Raw genomic sequence first — 19661 nt, 5'->3', positions numbered from 1 at the left:
GCTCAGCCCTCCCGCAGACGACGGAAAAGGGCCAGCAGGCCAGCCAGTGCCAGCCCGAGCAGGCCGGAAGTCATCAGCAGGGGTGCCGGGGTAGCCGTGCGGGGATAGCCGATGCGCTGCTGTTCGCTGCCCGCGGGCATCAGCGACGGCACAGCCACCCCCTCGAACTCCTCATCAACAGGCCTGGACGGAGTACTGTCTATGGCAACAAAGCTGGTGAACGGGGTAACCAGCTGATGTGTCAGGGCAATGTCCAGCACCTGCTCCCTGACCGGCTCTTCCACCTGCCCGGACAGCTCCCGGTCCAGCAGCTGGTCGACCTGGCCCCGGGCCCATAGCCGGTGAATGCCTGCTCCGGGCGCGGCCATGTCCAGCGCCAGGGACCGTCGCCATGATCGTGCCCCCGGAAGGGAGCCGGTAACGTCCAGCTTGCCCTCCGGGGATGCACCCCGGGCTACCAGCATCATGGGCTCGCCCAGGTACAGATCGCCCACTTTATCGGGAACCAGTGTTTCGGTATCGAAGCCGTCCGGCCAGGTCACCCGGATATCCGCCAGTGCCGGAGACCGCATTTTCGCGAACAGACTGGCAAGCTGGCTGGAAACTTCCGACAGATTTCCGATCGAGGTCCAGGTGCCCCGCCCGAACCGGGCTGCCTGGCGCATGAAATGCCTGTTGGGGGCCGAACCGATGGCTACGGTGAACAACCGACTGTCGCCCAGTTGCTCACGGATCTGAGTGAACAGGGCCTGCTCGTTGCCAACTGCGCCGTCGGTGACAAAAACCACCTGCCGGAGATCGGCACGGCGAACTGCCGGTTCGACCCTCAGCGCCGCCCCGATGGCCGACGCCATCTCGGTCCCGCCGTTGGCCTCCAGCCTTCGTATATAACGGCGGGCGTGGTCCAGGTTGTCTGCGGTGGCCGCCACAGAGTCCGGAAACAGCTGGCGGGCCTGGCTGCTGAACTGGATGACATTGAAGGAATCCTCCGGCGCCAGGGTATCCAGCGCCGTCAGCAAGGCTTCCCTGGCCTGGCGAATAGATTCCCCGGCCATGGAACCGGAAGTATCGATCACCAGGACCAGCTCCCAGGTCAGTGCCTGCTGACCCTGCTCGCCGGGCACCAGCATGGCCAGCACATAGTCTTCGTCCTGCCAGCGTTCATGGAACACCGCCGCGGCTGGCTCACGCCCCCGCCGAGGCTGCCATCGCAGGAGAAAGTCCCGATCCATGGCGATGGCATCCGAGACGGGGCGAACGCTTACGGCCCCACCGTCGCGCACTTCGGCGATCTCATGGCTGGGGCTCTCGATCCGCTCCACCGGCACCCCCGTTCGTAACTCAACGGCGATCGTTGCCTGGTGACTGCCGGCAGCGACGCTGCCGCCATCAACCTGGGGCGGAGTGATCCGGTGAGCGTCTGCCACCTCAGCGGTGGGCGTGGCCCAGCCGCCGGTCCATTCGGTCTGCGCCGGAACCTGTGGCAGCCCGGGGGTATAGCGGGGTGTGAGGGTGGTAGGCAGTCGCAACCGGAATTCCCCGCTGTCGTAGGAAACCAGCTGCTGAAACCGCAACTCGACGGTAACGGACTCGCCGGGGGGAATATTGGCCAGCCGGGTGGTAAACAGATTGGGGCGTTGCTGGTCCACCCGGGCGGCCTGTCGCCCCTCCTGCCTGGCGGCCTCATAGTCCCGCCGCGCCTGCTCCCGCTCGCGGATCTCCCCCTCGATGACCCGCTCGCCGGCAGTCATGGTCATGGCATGAACCGAGGCGTTCTCCGGTAGCGGAAAGGTGTAGACACCCTCCTGCCACTGGTCCGAGTCGTTACCGAACCGTTGTTGCAGGCGGGTTTCTGCCAGCAGGCCGGTGACCGTCACCTGGTAGTCAGTGGTCAGCACAGGCGCCAGCTGGCGACCTGTTTCACCCAGGAAGTGGAACTGGCCGCTGCCGTGGGCCACCTGCTGTTCGGCGGCTTCCACAAACAGTGGCTGCACGAACAGCAGCATCAGCATGGCCAGCCAGAGACTGGCGCCTTCCATGCGCCGCAGTTGCCTGCGGGTAAGGCGGCGGGAGCGGGCAGGCTTACGGTAGCCGGGTAAGGGTTGCACTGGCAGCATGGATACGGTTCCTTCTGTGTTGGCATTGGTGTTGCGACAAGGCCATTAAAACGCCGGGGAACGACGAATCCGTGCTGTAATCTGACGGGGAGGCGTGCAGAAAATGATGAATTGTGGCAGACGCCACCGGCGCGCTTGTCCGCCTCCGGCGGGACCGTTACATTTGGCCAACGCATGCAGAGAAGTGACCAGAACCCATGAAGAAACAGATCGTGCTGGTGGAGGACGAACCCGCCATCCGGGAGAACTACCGGGATGCCTTCGAACGGCGGGGCTACCAGGTCGCCCTGTACGGCGACCGGGGCAGTGCCTGGCAGGCCCTGAAGATCCGCCTGCCGGACCTGGCGGTCATCGATGTGGGTCTGGGGAATGAGCCGGAGGGCGGGTTTGACCTGTGCCAGGACCTGCGCCGGCTGTCAGCTACGGTGCCCATCATATTTCTCACTGCCCGTGACAGTGATATCGACTCGGTGCACGGCCTGCGCCTGGGCGCGGACGACTATGTGACCAAGGACATGAGCCTGGATCATCTGCTGGCCCGCATAACGGCCCTGCTGCGGCGTGCCGATGCCTGGGCCGAGGCGCTGCAGCAGCCCGATGAAGTAGTACAGCGGGGGCGACTGAGCATCAACGTGGATCGCATGACCGTTGCCTGGCATGGCCAGCCGGTGGACCTCACCGTAACCGAGTTCTGGATGCTCCACGCCCTGGCCCGCCACCCCGGCCATGTGCGCAACCGGGACCAGCTGATGCAGGCGGCCAGCACCGTCCTGGACGACAACACAGTGACGTCCCATATCAAGCGCATTCGCCGCAAGTTCCAGCAGGTCGACCCGGCATTCGACGGCATTCAGACCGCCTACGGTATGGGCTACCGCTGGCATGCCCGTGAGGTGTAACGCTTGACCCTGAAACGGCAACTGTTCCTGGCCAGCCTGCTGATGCTGGTCATCCCCTGGGCGGGCCTGCAATTCGTACTGGAGCTGGACCAGGCCCTGCGGGACCAAGCGCAGGAACAGCTGCATGGCCAGGCCCGGAGAATGGCCGACGTTACCGCCACAGAGCTGGGCGACCAGCCATCGCTGGAAGACGAGGACAGCGCCATCTTCATGCACCGGGCCAGCCAGGCCATTCAAGTGGACGGGTATGGTGATGACTGGCCAGGCTTTCACGATGGCGACCAGCCCTGGCAGGGTGCTCCCGGCCAGCCGGACATCCGGTGGCAGGCTGCGACCCATGGCCGCTACGCCTATCTTCTGATCCGGGTCAACCATCCTGATCCTGTCTACCTGGACCCCGGCGCCCCTGATGAGCCCCACGAATTTCTGCGGCTGCGATGGCGCACCGACACTCTGGTGACCGAACGGATCATCCGCACAGCAACGCCGGGCCAGGTGGTGGGCCGGTTCCCCTACAACCTGTCGCGCAAGGACCACCGGGTCTCCGGCCAGTGGCGCACCGACAGTCGCGGCTATCAGGTGGAGCTGCGCCTGCCCGCACTTTCTCCCGGCGACCAGCTGGGACTGGAAGCGGTCTGGCCCGACCCGGCCCGCCCGGGCATGAACCTGACCGCCGGCACCCCACTGGAGCCGATACCCCTGGTCACCGGACAGGACCCGTTGCTGGAAGCCCGCCTGGCTACCCTGTTGTCGCCGGGACAACAGGTTTTCGTGAGCGAACCCGCCGGCTGGCTCATTGCCCGGACCGAGGCGTCCCTGCCCGGTACCGGCCGCAGCTTTGAGCAGCTCTCCCCCCTGGAGGTCGTCGAGCAGATCACGCTCACAGGCCTGCGGGCCCTGGTACGGCTCTATCAGCCCGAGCCCCGCCCGTTGCATGTGGACCAGACCCACAGGCTGGAGCCTGGCACAGGCGGACTGGTGCAGCGCGACGACAGGGTTTACCTGATGGCAGCCGCCTCCGCCGGCGATGGCCGGCGCCTGGTGCTGACCCAGTCCCTCGACCAGATCCTGGCCCTGTCCGGCAATACCCTGGGGTCGGTCATTGCCCGCAGCGTCTTGCTGATCATTGGCCTGATGCTGGTGCTGCTGGGCTATGCCAGCTGGCTTTCCTGGCGGATCGCACGGCTGCAGAAGGCAGTCAACGCCAGTGTGGATCCGGATGGCCGCATCCTGGGACGAATTCCCCCCAGCCGGGCTTCCGATGAGCTGGGCGAACTCAACCGGCAGTTCGGGCATATGGTGGACCGGTTACAGGGCTATACCGACTACCTTGAAAGCTTCTCCCGCCGCCTGTCCCATGAACTGAAAACCCCGGTCGCCGTTATCCGCTCGTCCCTGGACAACCTGGAACATGCCCGTACCGACGACGAACGGGCCGGCTACCGGGAACGCGCCCGCCAGGCGACCAACCGCCTGAGCCAGATATTGCAGGGCATGAGCGAGGCCGCCAGGCTGGAACAGAGTCTCGACCAGGCCGATCGTGAGCTCTTCGACCTGGCCGCCGTCATCTCGGAAGCCACGGCCGCCTACCAGGGCCTGGATCCGGATCACCGCATTGACTACGAAGGCCCGGAGACGGGGTACCGGATGAACGGCTCACCGGAGCTGATGGTACAGTTGCTGGACAAGCTGGTGGATAACGCCCGGGATTTCACTCCGGCTGGCGGGCTGGTGCTGGTCAGCCTCACGCGGTCCGGTGACCAGCTTCGGTTATCGGTCTTCAATGAGGGCTCAAGCCTGCCCGGGGACCTCTCTGGGGAGATTTTCAACCCGTTCGTCTCAGTACGGGAAGGCAGTGGCGAAGGCCATCTGGGGCAGGGGCTGCTTATCGTGCGGCTGATTGCCGAGCACCACGATGGCCAGGTGCAGGCCGGCAACCACAAGCATGACGGTGTACCGGGTGTGCGCTTTGATGTGACCCTGCCGGCACTTTGAATTAATACCGGTACGAAGCCTCAGTCAAAGTCGCCGCTGAACTGGCGATAGAATTGCTGGGCCGTTCGTCCGCTGCGACCGCCCCGGCTGGTGGCGAAGCGCATGGCATGCAGGTGCAGGGTATCCCGGTCGGCCACGTCCGGGAACAGGGCATCCACCGCCTGCAGGTAGATATCTTTCGGGAACGGGTAGAACGACAGTTGCAGCCCGAAGCGGTCTGCCAGCGATACCTGCTCCTCGATGGCCTCCGCCGGGTGCAATTCGCCCCCCCTCACCTCGCTCTGCAGGTTGTCTGCCATGAACTCCGGCATCAGGTGGCGCCGGTTGGAAGTTGCGTAGACCCGTACATTCTCAGGCGGTAATTCCAGGGACCCTTCCAGCACGCTCTTCAGGGCCTTGTAGCCGGACTCGCCCGCCTCGAAGGAGAGGTCATCGCAGTAGATCACAAATCGCCAGGGCTGCTCGCTGAGCTCATCGACGATTTCCGTCAGGTTCACCAGATCGTCCTTGTCCACCTCGATCATCCGCAGGCCCTGTTCGCCGTAACGGTTCAGGGTGGCCTTGATCAGGGAGGACTTGCCGGTACCCCGGGAGCCCCAGAGCAGGGCGTTGTTGGAGGGCTCGCCAGCCAGGAACCGCTCCGTATTGCGGGCCAGGGCCTGTTGCTGGCGCTCAATACCCTGCAACTGGTCCCAGCGTACCGGATCCAGCCGCCGTATCGGGCGTAACCCCTGGCGATGCCGGCGCCACACCGCTGCCAGGTCACGGGACCAGTCCACCGCATGGTCAGTCATGGCCGGCCTCTCCCATCGCCCGGGCCAGGTAGACCGTATTGGTCGCCTCACGGTTCTGGAAGGGATTGAAAAAGGACACCACCCGGGCCTCCGGGGCCACGAATACCTCTTCCAGTACGGCCAGGAAGTCCTCGTCCGGCGGCTCGTTGGACCACATGCCGAACATGCCACCCGATTTGAGTTGCTGGGCCATTTTCCCAAGGGATCCGGCATTATAGAAGGTGGCGTTGGACTCGTTCAGCAGCGCCCTCGGCGAATGATCAATATCCAGCAGGATGGCATCGAACCGGCGCCCGGGCTGCTCCGGGTCAAACCCCTTGTCCGGATCCGCCAGTTCGAAGAAGCTGCCGTGGATATAGCGGCAACGGGGATCGTCGTTCAATACGCGTCCGAGGGGTACTTTTTCCTCCTCATGCCAGCGAATCACCGTGCCCAGGGCATCCACCACCAGCATCTCGCCAACACGATCATTCCTGAGTGCCGCGTCGGCGGTGTAGCCGAGGCCAAGGCCACCGACCACCACCGCCAGGTCATCGCCCGGGGTAACTTCGAGTGTCAGGTCCGCCAGCGCCACTTCCGCATCCACGAACATGCTGGACATGAGAAACTCCTCGCCCAGCTTGACCTCGTAGATATCCCGGTCACCCAGGGCGGGTATCCGGCGGCGGCGCAGGGTGATCTCTCCCAGGGGGGATGGCTGGCTGTCGATCTGTTCAAACAGAAGACCCATGGTCCGGCTCCAAGTCAAAAACCGCATCTTACCACTTGCGACAAATCACCACATGATTGCTGGATGAGTGTCACTTGAATCAGCGGGCCTTGCCCCCCATCTTTTTGCAAACCCAGACGGAGATTCAACCATGAGCGATATCAAGCATGTGGTCTGCCCACATTGCCAGAAGGCCAACCGGGTACCGGCGGACCGACTGCAGGACCGGCCCAACTGTGGCGCCTGCAAGAAGCCGCTGGCCAGCGGTGATCTCGCGGAACTGACAGACGCCGGCATGGCCGGCTTTGTGGGGAAATCGGACCTGCCGGTGCTGGTGGACTTCTGGGCCAGCTGGTGCGGCCCCTGCAAGGCCATGGCGCCAGGCTTTGAGGCCGCTGCAAGGCAATGGGCCGGCAAGGTAGCCTTCGCCAAGCTCAACACGGAACAGGCCCAGCAGGCCGCCGCGCAATATGGCATCCGCAGCATTCCCACGCTGATCCTGTTCCGTGGCGGCCGGGAGGTGGCCCGTCAGAGCGGTGCCATGCAGGCCAGCCAGCTCAATGCCTGGCTGCAGCAACAGTTATAGGAGGACCGAAAAACTACCAGCTGCCGGAATTCTCCATACTCGCCCATGGCTCCTTAATCGGCAGGGATTCGCCTTTCTGAAGGAGTTCGACGGAGATGCCGTCCGGGGAGCGAATAAAAGCCATACGACCGTCCCGGGGCGGGCGGTTGATGGTAACGCCGTGATCCTGCAGGTGCTGGCACAGACGGTAGATATCATCCACCTCATAAGCCAGGTGCCCGAAATTGCGACCGCCGTTGTACTCCTCCGGGTCCCAGTTCCAGGTCAACTCGACCATGGGTGCTTGCTCATCCTCTGCCCGCTGCTCGTCTTCCGGCGCGGCCAGGAATACCAGGGTGAAACGCCCCTTTTCCACGTCCTTGCGGCGAACCTGCCTGAGACCCAGCAGATTGCAGTAAAAATGCAGCGACTCGTCCAGGTCCCTGACCCGGACCATGGTGTGCAGGTATCTCATGGCTGACTCCCGTTGATTGATTCAGGGCACCAGTATAACCGGCTTCTCCCGGCGGAGAAGTCCTGCCAGGTATTGTCACGACGCCGTCTTACAAGTTGGTAAATTGCCAACCCATCGGTGTCTGACGATGCAATGACCCGAGATGATGTCCGTCCGGTTATTACCCGGCACCCGGTGCCGGGGCAATAACGCCATTGGTAGCCGGTTCCGCGGGAGCAGGAAGTCCCCCGCCGGCGCACAGACCATGACCCATCATCCGATAGGGAGATCCCATGACCATCAGCACCAGCTTCCGTAACCACCTGATTCAGGGCCTCACTGTATTTGCCCTGGGTACCGCAGCCAGCAGCAGTCTGGCTGCCATCGATGACGGCCGCTACCAGATACTGTCCCGGTACAGCGGCCTGGCCCTGGACGTGGCTGGCAACAGCACCTCCAACGGCGCCAATGTGCAGCAATGGGAGGCACAGGGGGATAACGCACGGAATCAGCACTTCGATGTCACCGATCTGGGCAACGGCTATTACGCCATTCGCCCGGCCCACAGCGGCAAGTCCATTGATGTCGATGGCTGGAGCACCGAGCCGGGTGGCGAGATCCGCCAGTGGCGCTGGAACGGGGGCCCGCAACAGCAGTGGCGGATTGAGGAATCCGGCAACGGCTATTATCGGATCCTGTCCCGCCACAGCGGACTGGCGCTGGATGTCTGGGAGTGGAGCAGCAACAACGGTGGCGATATCCGCCAGTGGACTGACACAGGCAACGCCAACCAGCAGTGGCGCTTCGTGGAAGTGGGCAGCGCCCCGGGCGACGGCACACCCGGTGATGGCGACGCCGACCCGGACCAGCCCGGCACCAGCAACCCCACCGCCTGTCTGGGCGACCCGGTGGGCTACGCCTCACTGGGCGGTGGCACCACCGGCGGCGCGGGCGGCACCACAGTTACTGTCAGCACCGGGAAACAGCTGCTGGATGCCCTGTCCAACAAGGGCGACAACACCCCGCTCACCATCCTGGTGGACGGCACCATCAACCTGCCCAACTCCGGCGCCAGCAAGCTGGACGTCAAGGACATCAGTGATGTGTCCATTATCGGGGTCGGCAACCGGGGTGTGCTTGATGGCATTGGCATCAAGATCTGGCGGGCCAGTAACATCATTGTGCGCAACCTGACCATCCGCCATGTGCGCGAAGGTGACGGTGATGGGATCAGCATCGAAGGCCCCTCCAGCAATGTCTGGATCGACCACAACACCATCTACAACAGTCTGGATGTGGACAAGGACTATTACGACGGCCTGGTGGACATCAAGAAAGACGCCAACAACATCTCCATCACCTGGAACCACCTGCACGACAGCTGGAAAACCGCCCTGGCGGGCCACAGTGATAACGACAGCAACAACAACCGCCGCATCACCTATGCTTTCAATCTCTGGGAGAACACCTACTCCCGCACACCCCTGAACCGCTTCGGCGACACCCATATATACAACAACTACTACCGCAACATTCTTGATACCGGCATCAACAGCCGTATGGGCGCCCAGGTTCGTATCGACAACAACGTGTTCGAGAGCAGCCGCAACCCGATTGTTTCCTGCTACAGCGACCAGATCGGTTACTGGGACACCCGTGGCAACGAGTTTATCGACGTGGAGTGGGAATCTGCCAACGACTGCGTCATTGCCGGTCCCGGAGTATCGTCAACCACCAGCTTCACGCCGCCCTACCCGTACGACCTGCTGCCCACCCGTGCTGTACGGGAGCAGGTGGCGGGCAACGCCGGCGCCGGACGTTGTGAACTCTGAACCAGCCACGAGCTGAACGGGGTACCGGCCGCGCCACTGCCCCGCTTTCCCGTCCCCACCCGATAACAAGGAGGTGAATACCATGACCATTCCGCGCCTGCTGATGTTCTGCCTGCTGACCCTGCCCCTCACCCAGACCCCCGCGCATTCCACCCTCAGCGATATCACTGACGGTAATGAAGAACAGGTCACCCTGCCGGTGGTGCCCGGCAGCAAACTGCTGATCCACGCTACCCGGGGCATCGATATCAGTTCCGGCGACGGCCCGGTTCAGAGCCTGCCCCTGGCCGCATTCCTGACCCGCCAGTCTCCGGAAGACGTGGTTGCGTGGTACCGGGAGGCACTGCCGGATTACACCGTGCTGACAGACAAGGGCGGTCAGCAGGTCCAGATCCTCCGGGAAACCGGCCCGGACACCACTGTGGACAGCCCGGATACCTACCGCATTCCCAATATCCGCATACGCCCCACGGACGCCCGCTTGGCAACTCATATGAAAGGCGCCAGAACCATGGTTCAGGTCTATTACCCGCCGGCCGAAAACCAGCCGACCCCCGAGGGCGATTCCTGATCATCAGTGGATTTGATGATAGGTGTCGAAATATTCCGATTTCAGCCCCCGGTCGGCTGAACTAGGATGAACCACGTATCAACGACACCCCCCCAGATCACACTGAAAGGAGATGCCCCATGGCAAAGGTTCTGGTGCTTTACTATTCAATGTACGGACATATGGAAACCATGGCCAAGGCTGTTGCCGAAGGCGCCGGGAGCGTTTCCGGCGCCGAAGTAACCGTCAAGCGGGTTCCGGAAACCATGGACGCCGAGGCCTTCGCCAGCGCCGGCGGCAAGGCCGACCAGCAGTACGAGGAAGCCACTCCCGGTGAACTGGCGGACTACGACGCGATCCTGGTGGGCACTCCGACCCGCTTTGGCAACATGTCCGGTCAGGTGCGCACCTTCTTTGACCAGACCGGCGGTCTCTGGGCCCAGGGCAAGCTGTTCGGCAAGCTGGCCAGTGTATTCACCTCCACCGGCACCGGAGGCGGCGAGGAACAGACCATCACCACCACCTGGGTGACCTTGGCCCACCATGGCATGACCCTGGTACCCATTGGCTATGGCACCCCGGAACTCTTCGATATCTCCAAGGTCAGTGGTGGTACACCCTACGGCGCTTCCACCTACGCCGGGGGCGACGGCTCCCGCCAGCCGGACGATCGCGAACTGGCCATTGCCCGGTTCCAGGGCAAGCATGTGGCGGGGCTGGCGGTGAAACTGTTCAGCTGAACCCATGTCGGACAGCCGGACCAATCCGGCTGCCCCTGACCGGAGGTTCCCATGACGCACCAATGGTCACGACGACGGCGCCACCTGCTGCAGGCCATGGCTGCAGGTACGGTGTTGTCTGCGCTGCCTCTCTCCCTGCCGCGGGCAGCAACCTCCCCCCTTGCCCGTAGTTCGCCCAGTGGCGGTGCCTCCTTGCCCGCCGTAGGGCTTGGCACCTGGATTACCTTCAATGTGGGCGACAACCAGCGCCTGCTGGACAGCTGCGCCGACGTGATGAAAGCCTTTTTCGACGGTGGTGGTACGGTGATCGATTCGTCCCCCATGTATGGCTCGTCACAGAACACGGTGGGCTACGGCCTGGACAAGCTGGACGCCCGTGACAAGGTTTTCGCCGCTGACAAGATCTGGACCCGGAACGGTGATGACACCCGGCGCCAGGGCCGTGAGTCCGCCGAGCTCTGGAGAGTGGACCAGTTTAACCTGCTGCAGGTACACAACCTGGTGAGCTGGCAGGCGCACCTGGACACCCTCAAGGCCATGCGGGAGGAAGGGGCGGTGGGCAGCATCGGCATCACCACTTCCCACGGGCGCCGGCACCGGGAGCTGGAACAGATCATGAGTTCCGAACCCATCGACTTCGTGCAACTGACCTATAACCCGGTGGACCGGCAAGCAGAGGACCGGCTCCTGCCCCTGGCCCGGGAGAAGGGTATCGGCGTTATCGTCAATCGCCCCTTCCGCCAGGGCGCCCTGACCGAAAGACTGGCCAATAAACCGCTACCGGACTGGGCCAGTGAGATTGGTGCCAGATCCTGGGCCCAGCTGATTCTCAAGTTCATCCTCGCCCATCCGGCGGTTACTTGCGCCATTCCTGCCACCACCCGGGTGGACCATGTACGCGAGAACCTGGCGGCAGCCAGCGAGCCCCTGCCGGACAGTCAGTTGAGGGAACGCATTGTCGATACCATCCGGTCGGTGTGATGGATACCCTGCTCAGCTACCACCCCGGAGATCTGCTGCTGTTCTCACCCCGGGTGTACTGGGCCCTGGTGGCCGGGGCCAACGAGCGGTACTGGCCAATGGCGCTGCTGTCCCCCCTTGCCGGTCTCTGGTTGCTATGGACACTGGCAAGGCCGCACCAGACCCGGCGAAGGGTAAGCCTGGTGCTCACCGGGTGCGCCTGGCTGTTCGTGACCTGGTCTTTCCTGTGGGGCGAGTACCGCTCCATTAACTGGGCCGTCACCTGGGCTATCGGCCCCTTCATCCTCCAGGGATTGCTGCTACTGGTGCTGGCTGGCAAGGCCCGGTTGCTCTCGTCACCGGCACCCCACCGCCACCTGGCCGCGATCATTCTTGTCGCCTGGGGCACCCTGATCCACCCCCTCGGCTTCCTGCTGGATGACCGGACCCTGATCGAAGCTGACAGCTGGCTGCTGTTCCCGGATCCGGTGGCCATCACCACGCTGGGGATTGTGCTGGCAATCGCCCGTGGTCCATGGCTGGCGCTTGCCCTGCCGATACCGCTGCTGTGGAGCGTGATCGGGGGCGCCACCCTGCTGGGACTGGGTTCGCCAATAGGCTGGGGGATGCTGTGCGGAGCCGTGCTGGCGATGGCGGGCTGGCTACCGTTAACCCGAGCCCGCTCATAGCCCGGAGGGTTTCGTGCCCGGACGGCACACTAAAGCCAGCGGGGCACCTGTTGTCGGTACCGGGTGTAGGGCTCGCCATAGAGTTCGGCAAGGGCCGCCTCTTCTGCCAGGGCCTGGCGACGGATAACCCAAACACCCACTATCAGGCAGATTAGTGAGAACAGGCTCGGCAGGGCCAGTAAGAAACCCAGCTGGCCAAGCATGACCGCCAGGAACAACGGGTTACGGGTGCGAGCGTAGGGGCCGGAGGTGATCAGCACCGGCTTCCGCTCCCGGTCGATGCCGGAACGCCAGTCGGCATGCATATAGGCCTGCAGATAACTGGCCAGGCCAAAGGACGCCAGCAGCACCATCACCCCCAAGACCAGCACCGGGGGCTGATACAGCCAGCCAATCACCCCGAGCCAGGGATCAATGGGCCACACCATGCGGGCCAGGCACACCAGCAGGATGGCCGCCCGGAAGCCATTGAACAGTTGCCGGTTCCACCAGGTGGCCGTGCCGGCATTGCCGTAGTTGATATGACTGAACCCCAGGCGGGCATAGAGCCCGAGGGCACGACAGGCAAACAGGATACCGATCAGCAGGAAGAAACTGCCCAGGAAGTGTCGTGTGAAAAGGTCTACTGCCATTAGAGCCGCAAGGTCCGGTCGCACTCGGGAAGACCCCAAGGTTACCGGACCGCTGCCCTGTGGAAAAGTCCGTCAGTCGGCGATGGCTGACGGACCCAGGCCCTGGTTCAGCGTAGTCCCATACAGTTGGCATAGTAGGTGGTGGTGGCGGGCCAGTCAGAGAACACACCGATAACGCCGACGTCCTGCGCCAGCACATCCAGTACTGTCAGCATGTCGCCGTCGTTGTTGATGGCGTCGTTCACGGTCTGGTAGTACCAGCCACCGCCATTAGCCAGGGGACCGCTGCGCTCCAGGCTCCAGGCGATCAGGTCAAGGCCGGCATCCCGGGCGTTCTCCGCATACTCGGAAGGCACGATTTCCTGGTGGCTGTTGAGGGTCAGCATCTTCCAGATTGCCGGCGCCAGCACGTTCACCCCCTGGGCACGGAGGTTTTCCATGTAGGCCAGGGAGGAGGTTTCCGGTGTGATAGGCTCCTGATCCAGGAAGACCGCCTGGCGACCGAAGCGCGGCGTCTCGTTAACCCAGAACAATACGTCCTCCAGCTGGAACGACTGGGGCCAGACGTCTTTCGGGTTAACACCCGCATCCACGTAGTCCTGGATCATCTGGCGGGCGTAGTCCTGCTGGGTGTAATCGTCTTCATAAGGCATGTCCACCACCGGGGTTTTCAGCTCCGGCGTCATCTTCACGCCCAGGGCCTTGAACAACTCGATGCTTTCCCGGTGGCTGAGCAGGGTGCCCCGGCTCGCGTAGAGGTCCGTGCGCCAGTCAGCGGTGCCACCGACGTAGTCTTCCGGCGTGGTGGCCATAGGGTTGAAGGCGTCCATCTTGCCTTCGAGGGACTTGAACTCTTCCAGGGTGATGTCACTGGTGCGGCATTCGGCCTGGGCCGGCGTACCGCTGGCCGGGTCCGACGGCACGAAAGGCTGGGTGCACTTGGCATTCAGTTCCGGAATGGTGACGATGTTGGTAGTGGTGTGCAGGTCATTCTGGGCGTGGCGACACACCAGCTCCCGGTCAGCGGTAAAGGCCACGTCACATTCCAGGATGCCGGCGCCCATCTTCGCTGCTGCCACGTAGGATTCCATGGTGTGCTCCGGGAACTGCAACGGTGCGCCCCGGTGACCGATCGAAAAGTCCGTGCGCCCCATGGGCTTGCTCTCACACTGTTCAAGCCGCTCCTTGAGGGGGCCTTCATCCATGTCATCCACCAGCCAGTACGGGCGCGGACCCACCTGGATCCCGGCATGGCGATGCTTCATGTCCTTCTTGAGCTTGTCGAATCTGTCCTGCAGTTTTTCCAGCCTGGGAGGCAACGACTCCCCATGCTGCCACCCCTTGGCGGATACCATATCAGGCAGGCTGAAAGCCGCGACCATCAGCGACACGGCCAGTGTCATTGAACCTGTTACTGTGCGTTTCATAACCACTCCTTAGTCAATGTCAGACCAGTACAACAGTGCCCTCCTGGTCACAGATAAATCGCTCAGAAGGAAGCCGGGCACCGGGTGAGTATCCACGGGCCCGGTGACACTGGTTTGACGACGTTATGACAAAGGGGAAGAAGTGGCGGACAGGCGTGTGCAGCTGTCCCGGTCAGCCCTCTGGCCGACGATCGCCGTTGACAAAGTTGGCCATGAACACCGCCTGGCCATATTGCTCGAACGCCCACTTCATGGTGTCGGACAGTACCCGCATGACCTGATCATACTCGCCGAACACCTGGGTGCTCATACGATTGGCGTGGACGTCGAGGCCGCTGCGTTCAAGACGATCAATCACATCCTTGATGGGTGGCTTGTGGTTGTCGGTGAAGGGATAGAAGCTCAGTTGCACGGACAGTTCCATGATGCTCTCCTGTGACAGTCAGGTGCGCCTTTTCTGAGCCTAACACAGGCCCTCAGCATTCCAAGTTCCGTTCACGAAAACCATCTTCCGGATCCAGGAAACGAATACGGGCCGTATTGAAGTTCAGGTCCACGAACAGGTGGCAGTAGTAATCCCCGTGTCGCCAGGCCATGGCCACACTGGAGCTGTTGGAGTAGTTCAGTTCGAAGCGGCCATCGAACGCGGGATACTGGCTGCGGAAGCGCATCAGGGTCAGCAGGCGCTGGACCACCGGTTGCTCCATGGCCTCACCGGCTTCCTCCAGACTGTAGAAATGGCGGTTGATATCCCGCAACTCGCCGGTCTGATCCATCAATTGCTGGTCATTACACCCGGCCATCAGCCCCACGTAATAGACCTGGGGAATACCCGGCGTGAAGAACTGGATGGCCCGGGCGGCAATGTAGGCATCATCGTTCTGCATCAGCGCGTCATAGAAGGTACAGGTGAGCTGATAAATGGAACCCACGCTGTGTACATTCGCTGCTGAGCGTCGCAGGATCGGATCGGCACTGCGGGCCTCGATATTATCGATCAGGTCCTGGATGGCCTGGTCCGGCAGTACCCCCTCCACATCCGGAATGCAGATGCCGTCGTGGGTATCCAGTACCGTCACCTGGTTGCGGGGGCACATACGCAGCCAGTGCTTCAGGTACACGCTGTTGGCGGCCAGCAGGGAATAAAGCACCAGCGGCGGCAGGGCAAAGCCATAGGGGTGCATGTTCCGCCGTGAGATGGCGTACTGGTAACTGGTGTGGTCATGGACCTCCGGCAGACATTCGGCGCCATAACGATGGGCCACCTCGTTGACCCACTCCAGGATTCGGTAGACTTCCGGCTCCACCAGGAAACAGCTGGTGCCGATACGCTTTGTGGTGTAGCCGAAGGCATCCAGCCGCAGTAGCCTGATGCCCTTGCCGGTGAGGAAGCGGATGTAGTGCTCCATCAACGCATAGGTCTTGTCCGATTCGTAGTTCAGGTCGATCTGCCGTTCGGTGAAGGTGCACCAGACCTGCCCCTTGCTGCCGTCGGCAAAGGTCACCTCCCGGAAGGGCTCTTTCTCCTTGCGGATATGGATCTTTGCCAGGTCGTCCGGACTGATGTCGCCGAACCTGTGCACATGCACGAACAGGTCGGCGTATTCCGACTGATAGCCGTAACGCACGAAATCCCGGAACTCCGGCGACTCATCGGAAATATGGTTAACGGTAAGATCTGCGCAGATATCATAGCGACTGGCCAGCCGCTCGATATCCGCCCAGGTGCCAACGTCGGGATCCACCTCGGTGTGGGTCAGGGGTGAGAATCCACCGTCCGCATTGGACGGGTAGAAGGGCAGGATATGGGCACCACCGATGGCATCCGCCAGGTGCCGGTCGATAAAGGTGCCCAGATCCGCCAGGTTGCGGCCGATGCGATTAGGGTAGCATATCAGCTGGACGGCATTGCGAAGGCTCATGGTTACTCCCGGGTCCAAGTGAACTCAGTCCGTGTCAGGCCACCGAGGTCAGTGGCTTCACCCGCTTCCCGGCACTGGTCAACCGCTGTTGTCGGCGGTGGCCAACGGCCTCCAGGAACTCCCGCCCCCAGGCTTCGATGTCATGATAGCTGACCACCTCATATCCTTTCTGCAGCCGGTCTTTTGCTTCTTCCTTCGCCATGGCCAGGGCCAGGTAACAGGTACGGGCCATTTCGCCCGGGTCGTGGGGGTTGGTGAGCAGTGCGCCCCGTAACTCCGCTGCCGCACCGGCAAACTCGGACAGCACCAGTACGCCGCGCCCGTCGGTCATGCCCTGGGTGGCCACATACTCCTTGGCGACAAGGTTGAGACCATCCCGCAACGGGGTAATCCACATGACGTCCGCCATGGCATACCAGGCCACCAGCTCCTCGAACGGAAAGCCCCTGAAGAAGAACTGGATAGGCGCCCAGCCAACCGTCGCATACTGACCGTTGATCCGGCCCACTGCCTGCTCGATATCCTGCTGCAGCTGCTGGTACACGGTCATTTCCCGAGCGGCCGGTACACAAACCACCATCAGCGTGACCTTGCCCACCAGCTCCGGGTGTTCCGCCAGCAACTGCTCGAACGCTTCCAGTTTTTGCAGGATACCCTTGGTGTAATCGAGTCGCTCCACCGAGAGTACCAATCGGGTATTACCCAGCTCCCGGCGCAGCTCATCCATCTTCTGCTGGACGCCTTCCTGGTTCAATGCAGTGGACACCCGATTGAGATCCAGTCCGACCGGGTGGGCGCCCAGACCGATCTCCCGGTCGTTGACGCAAATGGTGGTGGTCATCTCATCCAGCCCGACGGCACAGCCATAGGTGAGGAATCGCGGTGCACAGCCGGTTCGGTCCACCACTTCCAGGGGGGTGACACCCCGGGCCACATCTACAAAGTTCTCCGCCTGGCGTGGGATATGGAACCCGATGTAGTCGCACTGCAGCAGGCTGCCCACGATCTCCCGGCGCCAGGGCAGCACGTTGAAGACGTCCGCCGACGGGAAATAGGTATGGTGGAAAAAGGCAATGGTCAGGTCCGGGCGCAGCTCCCGCAGGAAAGCCGGCACCATCCACAGGTTGTAGTCGTGGATCCAGACCACCGCATTCTCCGCTGCCTCCGCTGCCGTGCGCTCAGCGAACAGCCGGTTTACCTTCAGGAAAACCTGCCAGTGGTCTTCCCGGAACAAGGCCCGCTCCCAGAAGGTATGCAGGGTGGGCCAGAAGGCCTCCTTGGAAAACCGCTTGTAAAAGATATCCACATCTTCTTTGGACAGCCGGACCCGCGCCGCCCGCAGCCGGGCATAGCGACTGGTGTCCACCTCGGTATGGGTCTCGAAGGCACCCAGGGCAGGATCGTGCACCGACCAGGCCACCCAGGAGCCGGCCTTGCCGTCGGCAAAGAAGCTCAGCAGGGTGGGAATGATGCCATTGGGGGATGTGGGCCGACGGCGAACCAACTGGCCGTTCTCGACCACTTCCTCATAGGGTAGCCGGTGATAGACGATGACCAGGTCCGACTTGCCGGGTTTGAGGATGTCCCGCGCCTCCGCCTCCATGCCGTGGGGGCCGAGAAAACCGAAATGGCCGATGGCTTCCAGGATACCGCCACAGCCGGAAAGGGTCGCGTGGTAGACACGGGCGCGGCTCTCGGTGGCATCCAGCAGGCCGGGCTCGGATTCACCCACACAGACCCCGATGAAGCCCTGTTCGAACATGGACAGGTCGTTCAGGGTATCTCCGGCCACCAGCACATTCTCCGGATCGGCTTCCAGGTGCTCCACCAGGTGACGCAGTGTACGGCCCTTGTTGATACCCGGCGGCAGCACATCCAGGTACTGGCCGGCGGAATACAGCAGGTCACAGGCCAGCTCGTCCACCGCCGCAACCACTTCGTCGGTTACCGCATCGGGGTCGCACAGGAAGGAACAGCGCCGCTCCTGGGGCACCTCCTGGCGACGCAGTCCGGCGAAATTCGCGAGTGCGTCTTCGACCACGTGTTCGCCCGGCCAGCACTGCTCGATATCCGCCTGGATCCCGGCCACCGGATGCTGGTTGCGGCCATCCACCACCGTGCAACCCACATCGCAGATGATGTAGTCCGGCTGTGGCAGGGTGGGATCAGACAACAGGGGCAGTACCGACTCCAGCCCGCGACCGGTGACGAAGACCAGGGTCATGTCGGGGTGGGTGGAGATCAGCTGGTAGAGTTTCAGGCGATTCTCCGGATCGCCGGCGAGAAAGGTTCCATCGAGATCGGTGGCAAGTATCACGGTCACTCCTGGCCCGGGGCCTCAGGTGCATGGTCTTCCATGCCATGACCGGTGCAGGTTCTGTGCCGGCTGGTGTTTTTCTGACCGGAAATCAGCAGACTCGGGTTAATTTTCCCGGCCCCGGAAAGCCATTGCGCCATGCCGGAAGGCTTTTTGCACCATTCCGGTGCATGAAAGTCAAAGTCGGGGCCAGTTTTCAGGAACCACAAACACCCGCTCCACCTCGGCCCACTGTCCGGAGGCAGCGTCCTGGCTGAGGACGGCGAACAGGCGGGGTCGGCAGTGGTCAGCCACGGACTCCATAGCGCTGGCGGAGTGTTCAGGGTCCGGTCTGTCAGGCTGGGACCATGGGCCCAGCCAGTGGGGCTTGTGCAGGGGGACCCAGGTAGCCATGTCCTGGCCGGCGAGCTGGTGATGGTACAGCCACGTCCCCTTCAGATGGTCCGCCGGCACGAAATCCGGCACGGTCACCGGGGCATCCGGCGGGTAGAACAGATAGCCTGGCATGAAAATCCTGGGAGTCACCGCGCCGGTAATACCCAGTTCCGCCATCGCCGCCCGGGCCTCTGGCCGACCGGTCAGGCGACTCTGGTGCTCCAGCAACCGTCGCACCTTCCGGTCCAGCCGGTCCTGGCTGTTGGGACCGTACCACAGGGTCGCGTCACTGCCCTGGTGATACCCGAGGTAGAACTTGACCGCCACCTCATGGTGTTCAACCTTACCCGTCTCCGGGTTGCGCAGCAGGAAATCCAGCTCCCCCAGGGTACGCCCTGATCCGTCCCGGATTTGCAGGTTTTTCGATACCAGTTCCCAGCCCAGCAGGCGGGTCATCACACATTCGTAGAGGCGTTCGAAATAATAGCCCAGGCGCGGGTTCGCGGGCTCATTCAGGGCAGCCGGGCGACTGGCCGGGTCGGTATCCCAACGGGCCAGCCGGGCAGCCAGGCTCTGCGGCAGGTGCGCCCGGAGCTCAAAGGACTGCTCGCAGTGAAGTAACTGCGGTGACCGGCACAACCAGTCCAGATGTCCTGCCGTACGCCACCGGTAGTCCATGGAAGT

The 19661-nt window shown here is 62.7% G+C and carries 18 protein-coding genes; 8 read left to right on the top strand and 10 right to left on the bottom strand.

The genetic code is table 11. The features are described from left to right. Nucleotides 1-2: 2 nt before the first annotated feature. Nucleotides 3-2117, bottom strand: a complete 2115-nt coding sequence (locus ACESMZ_RS00340; protein ID WP_372956115.1) for a marine proteobacterial sortase target protein — start codon at nucleotides 2115-2117, stop codon at nucleotides 3-5. 197 nt (nucleotides 2118-2314) lie between these two features. Between ACESMZ_RS00340 and pdsR the strand changes: the two genes are divergently transcribed. Continuing rightward, nucleotides 2315-3016 carry a proteobacterial dedicated sortase system response regulator gene (pdsR, locus tag ACESMZ_RS00335; protein ID WP_372972061.1) on the top strand — a complete coding sequence of 234 codons (702 nt, stop codon included), beginning with the start codon at nucleotides 2315-2317 and terminating at the stop codon, nucleotides 3014-3016. 3 nt (nucleotides 3017-3019) lie between these two features. Then, on the top strand, nucleotides 3020-5011 hold the full coding sequence (locus ACESMZ_RS00330; RefSeq protein ID WP_372956113.1) for an ATP-binding protein: 1992 nt from the start codon (nucleotides 3020-3022) through the stop codon (nucleotides 5009-5011). A gap of 20 nt (nucleotides 5012-5031) precedes the next feature. Here ACESMZ_RS00330 and ACESMZ_RS00325 read toward each other — a convergent pair whose 3' ends face one another. Beyond that, the gene (locus tag ACESMZ_RS00325) at nucleotides 5032-5805 is read right to left on the bottom strand and encodes an ATP-binding protein (RefSeq protein ID WP_372956112.1); all 774 of its coding nucleotides are present in this window, start codon (nucleotides 5803-5805) and stop codon (nucleotides 5032-5034) included. Beyond that, nucleotides 5798-6535 (bottom strand): spermidine synthase, encoded by a 738-nt coding sequence (locus tag ACESMZ_RS00320; RefSeq protein ID WP_372956111.1) that lies wholly within the window; start codon nucleotides 6533-6535, stop codon nucleotides 5798-5800. The genes ACESMZ_RS00325 and ACESMZ_RS00320 overlap by 8 nt, the downstream gene beginning before the upstream one ends. Nucleotides 6536-6665: 130 nt before the next feature. Between ACESMZ_RS00320 and trxC the strand changes: the two genes are divergently transcribed. Next, nucleotides 6666-7100: a thioredoxin TrxC gene (gene trxC, locus ACESMZ_RS00315; protein ID WP_372956110.1), complete on the top strand. Its 435-nt coding sequence runs from the start codon at nucleotides 6666-6668 to the stop codon at nucleotides 7098-7100. A 13-nt stretch (nucleotides 7101-7113) separates the two neighbouring features. On the opposite strand, the gene gloA is transcribed toward trxC, so the two are convergent. Then, nucleotides 7114-7554 (bottom strand): lactoylglutathione lyase, encoded by a 441-nt coding sequence (gene gloA / locus ACESMZ_RS00310; RefSeq protein WP_372956109.1) that lies wholly within the window; start codon nucleotides 7552-7554, stop codon nucleotides 7114-7116. A 272-nt stretch (nucleotides 7555-7826) separates the two neighbouring features. Between gloA and ACESMZ_RS00305 the strand changes: the two genes are divergently transcribed. From ACESMZ_RS00305 to ACESMZ_RS00285, 5 genes are all read left to right on the top strand, one after another. Then, nucleotides 7827-9365, top strand: a complete 1539-nt coding sequence (locus ACESMZ_RS00305) for an RICIN domain-containing protein (RefSeq protein ID WP_372956108.1) — start codon at nucleotides 7827-7829, stop codon at nucleotides 9363-9365. An 82-nt stretch (nucleotides 9366-9447) separates the two neighbouring features. Beyond that, on the top strand, nucleotides 9448-9936 hold the full coding sequence (locus ACESMZ_RS00300; protein ID WP_372972060.1) for a hypothetical protein: 489 nt from the start codon (nucleotides 9448-9450) through the stop codon (nucleotides 9934-9936). 119 nt (nucleotides 9937-10055) lie between these two features. Continuing rightward, complete coding sequence (gene wrbA / locus ACESMZ_RS00295; RefSeq protein ID WP_372956106.1) at nucleotides 10056-10655, top strand: NAD(P)H:quinone oxidoreductase; 600 nt, start codon at nucleotides 10056-10058, stop codon at nucleotides 10653-10655. A gap of 51 nt (nucleotides 10656-10706) precedes the next feature. After that, the gene (locus ACESMZ_RS00290) at nucleotides 10707-11636 is read left to right on the top strand and encodes an aldo/keto reductase (protein ID WP_372956105.1); all 930 of its coding nucleotides are present in this window, start codon (nucleotides 10707-10709) and stop codon (nucleotides 11634-11636) included. After that, entirely contained in the window at nucleotides 11636-12304 is a 669-nt protein-coding gene (locus ACESMZ_RS00285; RefSeq protein WP_372956104.1) for a DUF6064 family protein, read from the top strand. The genes ACESMZ_RS00290 and ACESMZ_RS00285 overlap by 1 nt, the downstream gene beginning before the upstream one ends. A 29-nt stretch (nucleotides 12305-12333) precedes the next feature. Here the strand turns inward: ACESMZ_RS00285 and ACESMZ_RS00280 are convergent, their stop codons facing one another. The 6 genes from ACESMZ_RS00280 to ACESMZ_RS00255 form a co-directional block, all read right to left on the bottom strand. Continuing rightward, entirely contained in the window at nucleotides 12334-12936 is a 603-nt protein-coding gene (locus tag ACESMZ_RS00280) for a methyltransferase family protein (protein ID WP_372956103.1), read from the bottom strand. Nucleotides 12937-13043: 107 nt separating this feature from the next. Further along, nucleotides 13044-14291: a glycerophosphodiester phosphodiesterase family protein gene (locus tag ACESMZ_RS00275; protein ID WP_372956262.1), complete on the bottom strand. Its 1248-nt coding sequence runs from the start codon at nucleotides 14289-14291 to the stop codon at nucleotides 13044-13046. Nucleotides 14292-14535: 244 nt separating this feature from the next. Then, on the bottom strand, nucleotides 14536-14787 hold the full coding sequence (locus ACESMZ_RS00270; RefSeq protein WP_372956102.1) for a thiamine-binding protein: 252 nt from the start codon (nucleotides 14785-14787) through the stop codon (nucleotides 14536-14538). 52 nt (nucleotides 14788-14839) lie between these two features. Next, a complete protein-coding gene (gene gtfA, locus ACESMZ_RS00265) occupies nucleotides 14840-16285 on the bottom strand; it encodes a sucrose phosphorylase (RefSeq protein WP_372956101.1) in 1446 nt (481 codons plus the stop codon). 34 nt (nucleotides 16286-16319) lie between these two features. Continuing rightward, a complete protein-coding gene (gene ggpS / locus ACESMZ_RS00260) occupies nucleotides 16320-18602 on the bottom strand; it encodes a glucosylglycerol-phosphate synthase (protein ID WP_372972059.1) in 2283 nt (760 codons plus the stop codon). A 177-nt stretch (nucleotides 18603-18779) separates the two neighbouring features. Beyond that, nucleotides 18780-19655, bottom strand: coding sequence for a DUF1853 family protein (locus ACESMZ_RS00255; protein ID WP_372956099.1), 876 nt, complete (start codon nucleotides 19653-19655; stop codon nucleotides 18780-18782). Nucleotides 19656-19661: the final 6 nt, after the last annotated feature.

The organism is Marinobacter sp., assembly GCF_041690615.1.
Classification (GTDB): Bacteria; Pseudomonadota; Gammaproteobacteria; order Pseudomonadales; family Oleiphilaceae; genus Marinobacter.
The sequence above is the reverse complement of the archived record's forward strand: the minus strand, read 5'-3'. Positions and strand labels throughout refer to the sequence as shown.